At 31.1% G+C, this 13,947-nt stretch carries 12 protein-coding genes; 1 reads left to right on the forward strand and 11 read right to left on the reverse strand.

What is annotated here, in order from left to right; genetic code table 11:
* Position 1 precedes the first annotated feature (1 nt).
* From TCEL_RS06105 to TCEL_RS14200, 9 genes are all read right to left on the reverse strand, one after another.
* On the reverse strand, positions 2-1,216 hold the full coding sequence (locus tag TCEL_RS06105; RefSeq protein WP_040683757.1) for an FtsW/RodA/SpoVE family cell cycle protein: 1,215 nt from the start codon (positions 1,214-1,216) through the stop codon (positions 2-4).
* 12 nt (positions 1,217-1,228) lie between these two features.
* A complete protein-coding gene (locus tag TCEL_RS06110; protein WP_040683758.1) occupies positions 1,229-1,648 on the reverse strand; it encodes an FHA domain-containing protein in 420 nt (139 codons plus the stop codon).
* A gap of 94 nt (positions 1,649-1,742) precedes the next feature.
* Positions 1,743-2,324, reverse strand: coding sequence for a YdcF family protein (locus TCEL_RS06115; protein ID WP_018662211.1), 582 nt, complete (start codon positions 2,322-2,324; stop codon positions 1,743-1,745).
* A gap of 42 nt (positions 2,325-2,366) precedes the next feature.
* Complete coding sequence (uvrA, locus tag TCEL_RS06120; protein ID WP_018662213.1) at positions 2,367-5,180, reverse strand: excinuclease ABC subunit UvrA; 2,814 nt, start codon at positions 5,178-5,180, stop codon at positions 2,367-2,369.
* A 160-nt stretch (positions 5,181-5,340) separates the two neighbouring features.
* On the reverse strand, positions 5,341-7,290 hold the full coding sequence (uvrB, locus tag TCEL_RS06125; protein ID WP_018662215.1) for an excinuclease ABC subunit UvrB: 1,950 nt from the start codon (positions 7,288-7,290) through the stop codon (positions 5,341-5,343).
* Positions 7,291-7,401: 111 nt separating this feature from the next.
* Positions 7,402-9,243: an asparagine synthase (glutamine-hydrolyzing) gene (asnB, locus tag TCEL_RS06130; RefSeq protein ID WP_018662217.1), complete on the reverse strand. Its 1,842-nt coding sequence runs from the start codon at positions 9,241-9,243 to the stop codon at positions 7,402-7,404.
* A gap of 25 nt (positions 9,244-9,268) precedes the next feature.
* A complete protein-coding gene (locus TCEL_RS06135) occupies positions 9,269-10,033 on the reverse strand; it encodes a hypothetical protein (RefSeq protein WP_018662219.1) in 765 nt (254 codons plus the stop codon).
* 63 nt (positions 10,034-10,096) lie between these two features.
* Positions 10,097-11,656, reverse strand: coding sequence for a recombinase family protein (locus TCEL_RS06140; protein ID WP_018662221.1), 1,560 nt, complete (start codon positions 11,654-11,656; stop codon positions 10,097-10,099).
* Positions 11,657-11,726: 70 nt separating this feature from the next.
* A complete protein-coding gene (locus TCEL_RS14200; RefSeq protein ID WP_018662224.1) occupies positions 11,727-11,861 on the reverse strand; it encodes a hypothetical protein in 135 nt (44 codons plus the stop codon).
* 174 nt (positions 11,862-12,035) lie between these two features.
* Between TCEL_RS14200 and TCEL_RS06145 the strand changes: the two genes are divergently transcribed.
* Positions 12,036-12,485 (forward strand): helix-turn-helix domain-containing protein, encoded by a 450-nt coding sequence (locus TCEL_RS06145; RefSeq protein ID WP_018662226.1) that lies wholly within the window; start codon positions 12,036-12,038, stop codon positions 12,483-12,485.
* A 5-nt stretch (positions 12,486-12,490) separates the two neighbouring features.
* On the opposite strand, the gene TCEL_RS06150 is transcribed toward TCEL_RS06145, so the two are convergent.
* Both TCEL_RS06150 and TCEL_RS06155 read right to left on the reverse strand, forming a co-directional pair.
* Complete coding sequence (locus tag TCEL_RS06150; protein WP_018662227.1) at positions 12,491-13,117, reverse strand: hypothetical protein; 627 nt, start codon at positions 13,115-13,117, stop codon at positions 12,491-12,493.
* Between the two features lie 108 nt (positions 13,118-13,225).
* On the reverse strand, positions 13,226-13,939 hold the full coding sequence (locus TCEL_RS06155; RefSeq protein ID WP_018662229.1) for a M48 family metallopeptidase: 714 nt from the start codon (positions 13,937-13,939) through the stop codon (positions 13,226-13,228).
* Positions 13,940-13,947 lie beyond the last annotated feature (8 nt).

The following is a 13,947-nucleotide window of genomic DNA, read 5'->3' on the forward strand; positions in this document are numbered from 1 at the left end:
TTTATCTCCCTTCAGAAATTTTATACAATACTCCTAAAGATAGAAAATTTAAAAGCATTGAACTTCCGCCATAACTAACAAAAGGCAACGTTATTCCTGTCATTGGTATCATTTTTGTAACTCCACCTATCACAACAAAAACTTGAAAAGCTAGCATACTTGATATACCTACAGCAACTAACTGTGAAAATAAATCTCTTGAATACAAAGCTGTTCTTAAACCTCTATAAACAAGTAACAAATATAATATAATAACTGCAGAGGCTCCAATTAAACCAAATTCCTCAGCAATTGCTGAAAAAATAAAATCATTAATTGCAAGAGGAATTAAATATGGATAACCTAATCCTAAACCCTTTCCAAACAACCCACCTGAAGCAATTGCAAATAACGACTGGCATATTTGATATCCTTTATCTAACTTATATCTCCAAGGATCTAACCATATTTGAACCCTTATTCTTACGTGATTAAATAAGAAATAGCTAATAAATCCACCAAACAAGAAAAATAAAAGCCCTAAACCGACATATTTAGCATTTGAAGTAGCTATATATAGCATTATAAGGTATATTCCAAAAAAAATTAGTGCTGCACCTAAATCCTTTTCTAAAACCAAAAAACCTATTGATAACAGCATAAATATTACTGATTCAATTAAGTCCCTTTTGGTAATTTGTTTAGATAGTGCAGATGCTAAATATAATATTATAAAAAATTTTGCTATCTCAGATGGCTGAAAACTAAAGGAACCTATTACAATCCAGTTTTTTGATCCTTTTATTTCTCTTCCTACAAATAGAGTTGACATTAGAAGTGCTAATGAAAATGATGCATATATATATTTATACCTTGATATACGTATCATTTTAGGTGTAATAAAAAGTATAATCATAAATAATGCTATACCTATTGTAAACCAAGTCATCTGCTTTAAAGCAAAACGTGGTATTTCAAAATTTTTAGTTCTAGTGTCTAGTCTATAAATCATAACAATTCCAATTTGACATAGTAATGTAGAAATCAGAAATAAAAATTTATCTCCTTTAGGATAAAATTTTCTTATAATGAAATTAGAATATGCAATCAATACAATTGAAGATAAACAAAAAACCAAAGGAATTATATCAATTTTCCCTGTAATAAAACTTAAGTTAAAAAATAACAATAACGTTACAAAGTAAATGCCATGAAGTACCTTTTTTTCTAATTCCATATTTATACACCTCTATATTACCTTAAATGTAACTCTACCAATTTCTATTAGATCTCCCTCTGATATTTTAGTAAGCCTTGTAATCCTTTCACCATTAACATATGTACCATTTGTACTATCTAAATCCTTTATATACATATCATCCTCTAATATAAACTTTGCATGATACCCTGAAACGTAAGCATCTTCTATTACAATAGAATTATCTTCCTTTCTTCCTATGGTAATACTGTCTCTTATAGGATAAACACTTCCTCTTGAAACGTTAATATTATCTGGAGCATCAATTACCTCAAGTGCCAACTCCATATCATCTTTTAATTTTTCCTTTCTTTTCAAATCTATATACATAAGCTTTATAATCCTAAATATAATGACATATATTATTGCAATTATTATAAATTTTAACGCAGTAGAAATATACTTAACCATATAGACACCCCAATATTCATTTTTTTAATATTATACCATATATTTTCATTTTAATTAATTATTTATATACACCTCATATAACTCAAAATAATAATTAATTTATAAAATATAACAAATATTTAATCACAGCAAAGGGTTCCCTTAAATGCCCATAAATTTCATCCCATAAATAACTTTTAACAAAAACACCTTTATATGAGGCATCTATATTTAGCTTCTTTGCAACAAGCATTGACCGAAAAAGATGAAACTTGTTTGAAACAATAACTGCTGACTTTAAATTTTTCTTTTCCATAATTTGTTTGCTATATTTTAAATTTTCATATGTATTTTTGGAGTTTGCTTCAATCAAAATTTTTTCTTTATCAATTCCTTTGGTTAATAAATACTCCTTCATAGCTTCTGCTTCCTCAATACTCTCACCTTGTCCCTTTCCACCAGAAACAATTATATAATTTACTTTTCCTTCTTTTAAAAGTCTTAATCCTTCATCTACTCTTTCCTTTAAAAATGGACTCATAAATTTTCCATACACCCTGCACCCTAAAACAATAACACAATCAGCCTCTTTTTCCTTACTTCCAAAACCAAATCCAATTATGATAGCCAAAAGAAACGTATAAACAAAAACCCCAAAAGCCAAAAAAATTAAAACAAGTCTTTTTATCTTACACACATAAATCCCCTCCAAACATAAAGAGGAAGAAGAACTTCCTCTTTATAAATACTTCTTTAAATATCTTCCTGTATATGATTTTTCTACTTTAATAATATCTTCAGGCGTTCCTTCTGCTACAATAGTTCCTCCTAAATCTCCACCCTCTGGTCCTAAATCAATAATATAATCTGCACATTTAATAACATCTAAATTGTGTTCAATTACAATTACTGTATTTCCCGCATCAGTTAGTCTTTGTATAATTTCAATAAGTCTTCTTACATCTTCAATATGAAGTCCTGTTGTTGGCTCATCTAATATATATAACGTTCTTCCTGTACTTCTTTTAGAAAGCTCATAGGCAAGTTTTATTCTCTGTGCTTCACCACCTGAAAGCTGAGTTGAAGGCTGACCTAGTTTAATATATGATAGACCAACATCGTATAAAGTTTGAAGTTTATTCTTTATTCTTGGTATGTTCTCAAAAAATTCTAGTGCCTCCTCAACTGTCATATCAAGAACCTCAGCTATGTTTTTGCCCTTATACTTCACTTCTAATGTTTCACTATTGTATCTTTTGCCCTTACAAACTTCACAAGGGATATAAACATCAGACAAAAACTGCATTTCAATCTTTATAATACCATCGCCTGAACAAGCTTCACATCTTCCACCCTTTACATTAAAGCTAAATCTTCCAGGCTTGTATCCTCTCATTTTGGCTTCAGGCGTTTGTGCAAATACTTCTCTAATGTAGTCAAATACTCCTGTGTAAGTTGCAGGATTAGAACGTGGTGTCCTTCCAATAGGTGATTGGTCAATATCTATTATTTTATCAATTTGATCAAGACCTAAAATATCATCATGTTTACCTGGGGTATCCTTTATATTTAACAACCTCTTTGCTGATCCTTTATAAAGTATCTCATTTACAAGGGTACTCTTTCCTGAACCTGAAACACCTGTTACACAAGTAAATACCCCAAGTGGAAATTTAACATTTATATTTTTTAAATTGTTTTCTTTTGCACCTAAGACCTCAATAAACCCTTTTGGCTGTCTTCTTGTTTTTGGAACTTCAATCTTTTTTCTACCAGATAAATATTGCCCAGTAATTGACTCTTCATTTTCTGCAATCTCCTCTGGCGTTCCCTGTGCTACAATTCTTCCTCCGTGGGTACCTGCACCTGGTCCAATATCAATAATGTGATCTGCAGCTCTAATTGTGTCCTCATCATGTTCTACAACAATAAGTGTGTTACCTAAATCTCTAAGATGCTTTAGTGTTGCAAGAAGCCTATCATTATCCCTCTGATGTAGCCCAATACTTGGCTCATCCAATATATATAAAACACCAACAAGACTTGAACCAATTTGAGTTGCAAGCCTAATTCTTTGAGATTCACCTCCAGATAGAGTTGATGCAGCTCTTGATAAAGTTAAATAATCTAATCCAACATTAATTAAAAAAGTCAATCTTGACTTAATCTCCTTAAGTATCTGGCTTGCAATCTTTTCTTCTTTTTCTGTTAAGTCTAAATTATTTATGAATTCTAATTCCTTTTTTATTGACATGTCACAGAACTTATCAATTGAAAGTCCTCCAACTGTAACAGCAAGGCTCTCTTCTTTTAGTCTAGCCCCTTTACATTTTGGACATGTTTTAAACTCCATATAGGATTCAATTTCACTTCTAATATATTCAGAATTAGTCTCCTTATATCTTCTATGAAGGTTTGGAATTATACCCTCAAAGCTATACATCATCTCTCCTTTTCCATATTCTCTCTCAAAGCTTACCTTAAACTTTTCTCCATTGTTTCCATAAAGCAGAATATTAATTACATCTTCAGGTAAATTCTTTAATGGTTCGTCTAAACTAAACCCATAATGTCTAGAAAGTCCATCTAAAATTGCATATGTCCACGTATCATCCCTAAGCTCTCCCCATGGCTTAATTGCTCCTTCATTTACTGAAAGCTCCATATCCTTTATTACTAGACTTGGACTGATCTCCATAAGTGAGCCTAATCCATCACAAACATCACACTTCCCATATGGGCTATTAAAGGAGAACATCCTAGGTGTTATTTCACCTAGACTAATATTACACTCAGGGCATGCAAAATTCTCACTAAATAACATTTCTTCTTTATCTATAACATCAATAATAACAAGTCCTTCAGAAAGTTTTAGAGCAGTTTCAATTGAGTCTGAAAGCCTTGACTTTATTCCTTCTTTTATCACTATTCTATCTACAACTACTTCTATGTTATGTTTTTTATTTTTTTCAAGTTTTATATCATCGTTTATATCATAAGTTGTTCCATCAACTCTAACCCTTACAAAACCTTCCTTCTTTATTTTTTCAAACAGCTTTGTATGTTCTCCTTTTCTCCCTCTAACAACAGGAGATAAAACCTGTATCTTTGTTCTCTCCTCAAGCTGCAAAACTCTTTCTAATATTTGGTCTACACTCATCTTTGTTATTTCTCTACCACATTTTGGACAGTGTGGTCTTCCAATTCTTGCATATAAGAGTCTTAAATAGTCGTATATTTCAGTAACAGTTCCTACTGTAGAACGTGGGTTTTTACTAGTTGTTTTTTGATCAATTGATATTGCTGGAGAAAGCCCCTCTATATAATCAACATCAGGTTTATTCATCTGGCCCAAAAACTGCCTTGCATAAGCTGAAAGAGACTCTACATATCTTCTTTGTCCCTCTGCGTATATTGTATCAAAAGCAAGGGATGACTTTCCAGAACCTGAAAGTCCTGTTAAAACAACAAATTTATTTCTAGGTATTTCAACATCTATATTTTTTAAATTGTGTTCCCTAGCTCCTTTTATAATAATTTTATCTATTGCCATTTTTTCACCTCTTGTATAGTTTATAGATTAATTTAAAACTATAATTATGAAAATGTAAAGTATGGATAATAAATATTTTATAATATAAATTTAATTTTTAAAGTATAATAAGGGTACAGATAGTGGTAAATGTTTTTACCACATTATGTACCCAAATATATTATGATATGCCCTTAAGTTTATATATTTTATCTCTAAGCTCTGCTGCCCTTTCAAATTCAAGATTTTTAGCTGCCTCAAGCATCATTTCTTCTAATGTTTTAATCAATAGATCTTTATCTTCTGTTTTATAAATTTCTTTATCTTCTGCCACCTTAGTCGCCTCTATAATTTCATGTACAGGTTTAACAACTGTCTTAGGTACTATTCCATGTTTCTTATTATACTCCATTTGTATACTTCTTCTTCTATTTGTTTCATCAATTGCTCTTCTCATTGAATCTGTAATCTTATCCGCATACATTATAACTTTACTCTCTGCATTTCTTGCTGCTCTACCTATAGTCTGTATTAATGATGTTTCTGAACGCAGGAAGCCTTCTTTATCTGCATCAAGTATTGCAACAAGCGCAACTTCTGGGATATCTAGTCCTTCCCTTAAAAGGTTTATTCCAACTAATACATCAAAATCCCCTTTTCTTAAATCTCTAATTATCCTCATTCTCTCAAGAGTATCAATATCAGAATGAAGATATCTAACCTTTATACCAACATCCTTTAAGTAATCTGTTAAATCTTCCGCCATTTTTTTAGTTAGAGTTGTTACTAAAACTCTAAACCCTCTTGAAATTGTTGCTTTAATTTCGCCTATTAAATCATCTATCTGCCCCTTAATTGGTTTTACAATAATCTCTGGATCAAGCAGGCCTGTTGGTCTTATAATTTGCTCTACTACTTGTGTTGAATTTTCTATTTCATATTGAGATGGCGTTGCACTTACAAATACAACTTGGTTTATCTTTTTTTCAAACTCCTCAAACTTAAGTGGCCTATTATCATATGCACATGGAAGTCTAAAACCATACTCTACTAAATTATCCTTCCTTGATTTATCACCTGCATACATTGCCCTAAGCTGAGGAAGTGTAACATGTGACTCATCTATAAAAATTAAAAAATCATCTGGAAAATAGTCTAATAAAGTATACGGCGGTTCTCCTTTTTGCCTTCCATCAAAATGTCTTGAGTAGTTTTCTATTCCATTACAGTATCCAACTTCCCTCAGCATTTCTATATCATAATTCGTTCTCTGCTTTAACCTTTGTGCCTCAAGAACTCTATCCTGCTGCATCAATTCATTATATCTTTCATCTAACTCCTTCTCTATCCCTGCTATTGCCTTTTCAATCTTTTCCCTTGATGCAGCATAGTGTGAAGCAGGAAATATAGAAACATGTTTTCTTTCACCTAGAATTTCCCCAGTTAAAACATCTATCTCTGTTATCCTATCTATCTCATCGCCAAAAAATTCAACCCTTATTGCCTTTTCTGATTGGGAAGCTGGAAATATTTCAAGCACATCTCCTCTAACCCTAAAGGTACCTCTTACAAAGTTAATATCATTTCTTTGATACTGTATATCCACAAGCCTTCTTATAACTTCATCTCTATCTTTCTCCATCCCAACTCTTAAAGATACAACAAGATCTCTATACTCATTAGGATCCCCTAAACCATATATACATGATACGCTTGCAACAATGATTACATCTCTTCTTTCTAATAGGGCTGATGTTGCCGAGTGCCTTAGTTTATCAATTTCATCGTTAATAGACGCATCCTTTTCAATATAGGTATCTGTTTGAGGCACATATGCCTCTGGTTGATAATAATCGTAGTAACTTACAAAATACTCTACAGCATTGTTTGGGAAAAACTCTTTAAACTCACTACAAAGCTGAGCTGCTAAAGTTTTGTTGTGGGCAATAACAAGTGTTGGTTTTTGAACCCTTTCTATTATGTTTGCCATAGTAAAGGTTTTACCAGAACCTGTTACTCCTAAAAGAGTTTGACACCTATCTCCTCTTTTTATACCCTCAACAAGCTTATCTATAGCCTGTGGTTGATCTCCTGTTGGTTTGAAATTTGATACAATTTTAAATTCTCCCATCTATTTCACCTCTGAACATATGTTCGCAATTTAATTATATACCTTTAATTATAATACGTCTAGGGGTATATTAATATATTTCAATATACACAAAAATAGGGGAATAATCCCCTATTTTAAATCTATATCTATATTATATTTTTTCAGCCAAGTATTTACTTGAATTAAATATGCCAACGTTTGAGGACCACTCATAAGCTGGCCAAACCAGTTATGATTTATATTTTTCGCACCTTGATTGACAGTTTGCTCAACAAAATCTCTATCTATAATATACAGTATAGGTTCATTTTTATTTGATAAAATGTCCATCATACGCTTACATACAAGTTCAGTATATCTAGGATTGTGAGTTTTAGGGTATGGTGATTTCTTTCTATCAATTATTTCATCTGGTAAGATGCCCTTAAGTGCACGTCTTAAAATACCTTTTTCTCTTCCATCACAGAATTTATATTCAGGTGGAAGGTTATATGCATATTCTACCAATCTATAGTCTGCAAATGGTACCCTAACCTCTAAACTATTTGACATACTCATTCTGTCTTTTCTATTTAGAAGTGTTATCATAAACCACTTAATGTTTAAATAGAACATCTCTCTCATTCTTCTTGTTAAAATATCATCTTCATCAAGATAATCTACTTGAGAGATTGTATCCTCATAATATTTTTTTATCCTGCCTTCTAAATCAAATCTTAAATTCTTATTCAAAATAGATTTTCTTATGTCAACAGATTTTAGCCATGGGAAGCCTTCATAATTTAGATCCTCACTCTTTACATACCACGGATATCCTCCAAATACTTCATCGGCACATTCACCAGATAGAGCAACTGTTGCATGCTTTCTAATTTCTCTGCAAAATAAATATAAAGATGAATCAATGTCTGCCATACCAGGTAAATCATTTGCTAAAACTGCCTCATCTAAATAGTTTACAAGCTCATCTTGAGACAAAATTATATTTCTATGATAGCTTCCGATTTCTCTAACCATTAAATCAATATAATCTTTATCATAATTTGGTATATATTCATTTGTTTCAAAATACTTATCATTTTCTTCGTAATCTATAGAAAATGTTTCAAGATTAGTACCCTTTTGTTTAAAAAAGTTTGCAGCTACATATGAAATTATACTGGAATCTAAACCTCCAGATAAAAATGTGCAAACCTTTACATCAGCAGAGAGTTGTCTGTTTATTGCATCTATAACTAAATTTTTTACACTCTCTACGCATTCATCTAATGTCTGTTTATTTTTACAAGCCTTTGGTTTCCAGTATTCCTTTAATATAAAGTTTCCTTTTTCAAAAATAATAAAACTTGCTGGTGGTACTTCCTTTATACCCTTAAAAATTCCATCTCCAAGTGGTCTAGAGGGACCTAATGCAAATAACGTTTCGATACCATCTTTATCTATAACCGCACTAATTTTAGAATGTGCAAGAATGCTTTTAATTTCTGATGCAAATATAATCTCATCATTTTGTTTTATATAAAAGAGGGGCTTTACACCTAAATGATCTCTTGCCATAAAGAGTCTATTTCTATTTTCATCCCACACTGCAAAAGCAAATATACCATTTAAATGATTTATACAATCTTCTTTATAATGAATATAAGCTGTTAATAGAACCTCTGTATCAGAGTAAGAATTAAAAGTGTATCCTAATCTTTTTAATTCATCTCTCAATTCCTCTGTGTTATATAGTTCCCCATTATATACTAATATATATCTATTTCCTTCATGTTCTTTTATCATCGGTTGCTGTCCACCTGCTGGATCCACAACTACCAATCTTCTATGGCCAAACAAAACATTATTGTTCTGATAAAAACCTTCTTCATCTGGTCCTCTTTTTGCAAGCCTTCTTGTCATCCTTTCAATTTCTTTTATTTTATCCTTTATATCATCATTAAAATTAACCCAACCAACTATTCCACACACTATTAACACCTCTAGTTTCTCTATATTATTTTAAAGTTATAAAATAATCTACTAACCTTCTCCTTAACGCATCTACTTGACTAAAATCTGTAGCCTGTATATAGTATTTTTCAAGTTCATCGTGTAAATTCTTAATAAGTGAATAAACTTCTTTTGCTTCATTTATTTTATCTCTATATCTAATTTCTATTGTCTTAATAGGATCTTCATTTTCTTTTACTATATTTTGATCTATACATTCAAACATATCTATAACCTTATCATTATCTTTTGGATTATAAACATGTGGTGCTGTTCCATCAAGCATTGCAAAACTACGTGCTGGTATAATTATCATATCAATACTTGAAGGATCAAAAGCACAGTGATAGTACTCAACATCTAAACCTGCTTCAATTGCTGCCTTTGCAACCTTCTTAGTCATAGTTGATTTTCCAGTTCCTGGTCTCCCCTTTATAATTATTCTGTTTTTAAGTCCTTGAATTAAATTTTCATAAAAACACTGTTGTCCTTGAGGTGTCATAGCACCTGCAAATCTATGAACCTCTTCTCCCTTTCTCTCAAGAGGTTGTAAATTTAATCCAGCTATAATATCCTGTGTAATTTGATCTGCCTTTTTAAAATCCATTCCCTTTAGATATTCTTTCTCCCATTCATCATGAATTGCCTTAGCTTCCCTAAGTAGCGAGAAAAAGATTGAATATTGTTCACTTATCTTATCTGTATAATAAATAATTGGCTTTTTATACTTTCTTATTAAATCAATATCCCAATAGTCACCAAAATTCAATATTCTTTCTACTGCCCCTGGGTATTTAGGGTCAATAACATGAGATAATTTCCCATAAACACACTAAAACAGCCAGTGGATTATTATTTCTTGTTCGTTTGTTCTTTTATCCTTTTCTCCTATTTCAATATAATCTATAAGCTCATTAACCATATCGTAAGTTAACCTATCAAAGTTTAAAAAGGACCTAACTTTTTCTACTATTTTACTCTTCTTTTCCTCTGCAAGCCTTAAGTTTTCTATTTGGGACTCAATGTATTGTTTCCTTGCCAAAAGTGTATTTTTTTCATCTAAAAAGACTTTATTAAACTCTAAAAACTGCTCTTCGGTAATCATGCCCTTTGTTTTATCAAGATATATATTCTTAAGTGCAGTATCCCTTGTTTTAATATCATTGTTTATCCTACTTAGCTCCTTTTCTAAATTCTTAATCTCTAAATCAAAAGTCATATCGTTAAGCCCTTCAACAATCTCATTTTCATTTAATATTCTAAAATGTTCTTTAATCTTATCTGCTACTATATTTTCAAGTCTATCGAGCCTTATAGTATGTTTTGTACAAAGCTTTCCCTTAGAGATACAATAAAGTTTACACCTTAAATACGACCTCTTTGCATTATTAGTTGTCTTTTGCATTGTACTTTTACAATCTAAACATTTAACCTTTCCTGCAAAAATATGTGATTTACCTGTTCCTAAGCTTCTTACCTTACTTTTTAATCTTTTTTGAACCTTATTAAAAGTTTCCCTATCAATAATAGGCTCGTGGGTATTTTCTACTATAATCCAGTCGCTTTCCTTTAGCTTTACTGTCTTTTTTGATTTGTAATTTAGCTTTTCATAGACATGTTGAACCATATCTCCAACATACATTCTGTTCTTTAAAATCCTTTTTACCGTTGTCTTATTCCAATAACCTCGACTTTTACTAACAAAGCTGTTGTTTACATTCATCCCCTTTAATAGTTTATACTTACTTGGGTTTGGTATATTTTTTTCATTAAGCATATCTGCTATCTTTTGAGTACCATATCCATCTAAATACCAATTAAATATGTCTCTAACAATCTTTGCAGCTTCTTCATCTATAACAAGTCTGTTTTTATCCTTTTCATCTTTTTTGTATCCAAAGCAGGGAAAAGAGCCTATGAATTTACCTGATTTTTGTTTTACCCTAAATACAGCCTTTATTGATTCACTTATATCCTCACAATACCATTCATTAATAAGGGCATTAACCTGCCTGCTTTTTTTATTATGTTTATCCTTTGTATCTACCCCATCTACCACACTTACAAACCTAATATTCCATTCAATAAACTTATTGTGAAGATACTTCTCAACAAGCTCCATATCCCTTGAAAACCTTGATTGATGCTTACAGAGGATTATATTAAATTTGCCCTGTTCTGCATCTCTTATCATTTGATTAAACTCTGGCCTATCCTTATCAAGACCTGAATAATCCTCATCACTATAAATCTTATATATCTTCCATCCTCTTTCATTGGCATATCTTATTAGCATATCCTTTTGATTTTGTATGCTCTCACTCTCATCCATCTTGTTTGCTTTATCCCTATCTTCATCACTTAGCCTTACATATATAGCTACAACCTCCAAGCTATACCTCCTTCACCTTACTCACTGGCTAAGAAGTATAACTACCTACTTTATTTTTAAGCAGATAGCTTCATCTGCTGTTTTTGCTTTCTCTCTTCTTAATTAGTTTAATAACCTGCTCCATTAGTTTCTTTTTTCTCTCTTCACCTTCCTTTGTAGCAAATACTTCCTTTAAAATGATTTTTTCACCAACCCTATCCCCCACAAATAACTCCTTAACTTAATTCACTTATCATTTTATTCAACTAAAGTTATTGGTATTACTTATATATTGAGCATCTACTTTCAATTTTATGTATTTTTCATTACTATGAATTTTTGTAGACAAGTATAAACTCGTCCAACATTGTCAATAATTACAGTTGAAAGGGGGATTATTATGGATACACTACAAATGGAATTTGGTAAAATGGTTAGAAAATATAGAAAGGAAAAGGGATACTCAACCCAAAAGCTTGCTGAACTTTTAGGCGTAAGCGTTGGACTTGTAAATAATATTGAGAATGGTAAGAGCGATGTGTTTAAGCTGGAAGTATTATCCTGTTTGTTAAAATTAAATGAAATACCTGAAGAAGAGTTTATTAGCATAATATACAATAAAACTTTTTCATATCAATTTAAAGATAACAACCAAAAAATTGAAATTTACTTACCAAGCAATATATCGTCAGCTGAAAATAATGAATTCAAAGACTATTTATCAGCAATTTTGAATTCTCTTCTTAATGTTTTTGAGGAATATAAGCAAAATAAAAATCTTATTGAATCAATAACAGATTCAATAAGATTTCAATTGGAACTTTATTTAAAATGCAAAAATTATTTATAGTTATATTATACCTTTACAACTAAGCAGTTTTCAGAAAGTAAATTTATCTCTTTGCTAATATTTGCTCTCATTAACGCACAAGCAGCTAAATTGAATGGATTTTCCGCTGTAATGTCTGCTGTTTCTTCTATTTTTTTAGATAAACATAGATAACAAAATTTATCTAAAGCCTTTTGTGCATCATTTTCATGTAAAGAAGTCTTTGATTGACCTGACACAAAGGCTTCCCATATAAACAAGTTTATATCTTCGTTTATAAATCTATTCCAATCAAATGTTATCTTTATTTCATTTTTACAATTTTCTTTAATATTTTTAAAAATCCAAACCATTTCAGCTAATCCAATAGATAAGACTTGGCTACCAGCTGATGCACTCCACGCTCTATTTTTTTCTCCATTTCTTGCACTTGTCAAATTCAATGGATTTTCTGATATTGGAATAAAAAGTGGACATTCAAACCCTAATGCCACTTTATATCCTTTAGTTAAGTCATCTGCAATTCCTAAGGCAAATTGTTTAATATCTTTCCCCAAAATTACATTTTGTTCTAACAAATCTTTTTTGCACCAACCAAATTTATTAGCCTTAATTGAACCAATGTCTGCACACCAGACACTTATGTTTTTCATGAAAAATACATACACTCCTTTATCTTTTTCTTTTGTGAAAATAACACTTAAACATTATTTGTTCAACCTATAATTCTTTTTTATCCAAACTTAAATCCACTTTTTTCGTTACAAATCCATCCTTACCCCATATTTCCTTAACCATTCCCGTCTCTTTTCGTAATCTGGCATAACCTTTGAAAGTAAGTTCCAAAAGTCTTTGGAATGGTTTTTATAATAAAGATGGCACATTTCATGTACAAGAATATAGTCAAAGGCATCTGCCCTTGCCATAGCACATCTCCAGTTAAATAAAAGTTCATCCTTGGATGTACAGCTTGCCCATCTTTTTTTCTGTTCCTTAACCTTTATTGCAGTTGGTTTTTTACTAAAGAAATTTTGGTAGTATTTTAGCCTTTCTTGAACTTTTTCTAAAGTCCTCTGCCTATACCATTCTTCCATAGCCTTCTTTATTACACTATCATCTTTTTTATTTACAGTTACATAAAACTTACCTCTAAAAAGCCTAACTTCAGGCTTTTTTATATTTTCATCAATGAGAATTTGAAGGGAGTAGTTTCTACCAAAATACATAAAGGATTCTCCATTAACATACTCCCTTTTTATTGGTGTTGTTTCAACGCTATTTAATAAAAATAACTTCTGTACAATCCAATTTGCCTTCTTTTTGACTACTTCTAAAACATCTTCTTCCTTTATTCCATCTGGTGCTATAACATTTATAACATCTGGTGGTTCAACTGATATTTCAACTGTTTTTCGTCTTCTGTAATCTAAATTAAACTCTATTGTTCGTGTTCCATACTGAAATTTCAGCTTCATATAATCCC

Source organism: Thermobrachium celere DSM 8682 (assembly GCF_000430995.1).
GTDB classification, from domain to species: Bacteria; Bacillota; Clostridia; order Clostridiales; family Caloramatoraceae; genus Thermobrachium; species Thermobrachium celere.

What these genes read in the sequence shown, in the direction of transcription:
- TCEL_RS06105 (WP_040683757.1), bottom strand. Translation starts at nt 1,216, where the DNA reads ATGGAATTAGAAAAAAAGGTACTTCATGGCATTTACTTTGTAACGTTA.
- TCEL_RS06110 (WP_040683758.1), bottom strand. Translation starts at nt 1,648, where the DNA reads ATGGTTAAGTATATTTCTACTGCGTTAAAATTTATAATAATTGCAATA.
- uvrA (WP_018662213.1), bottom strand. Translation starts at nt 5,180, where the DNA reads ATGGCAATAGATAAAATTATTATAAAAGGAGCTAGGGAACACAATTTA.
- uvrB (WP_018662215.1), bottom strand. Translation starts at nt 7,290, where the DNA reads ATGGGAGAATTTAAAATTGTATCAAATTTCAAACCAACAGGAGATCAA.
- TCEL_RS06145 (WP_018662226.1), top strand. Translation starts at nt 12,036, where the DNA reads ATGGATACACTACAAATGGAATTTGGTAAAATGGTTAGAAAATATAGA.
- TCEL_RS06150 (WP_018662227.1), bottom strand. Translation starts at nt 13,117, where the DNA reads ATGAAAAACATAAGTGTCTGGTGTGCAGACATTGGTTCAATTAAGGCT.
- TCEL_RS06155 (WP_018662229.1), bottom strand. Translation starts at nt 13,939, where the DNA reads ATGAAGCTGAAATTTCAGTATGGAACACGAACAATAGAGTTTAATTTA.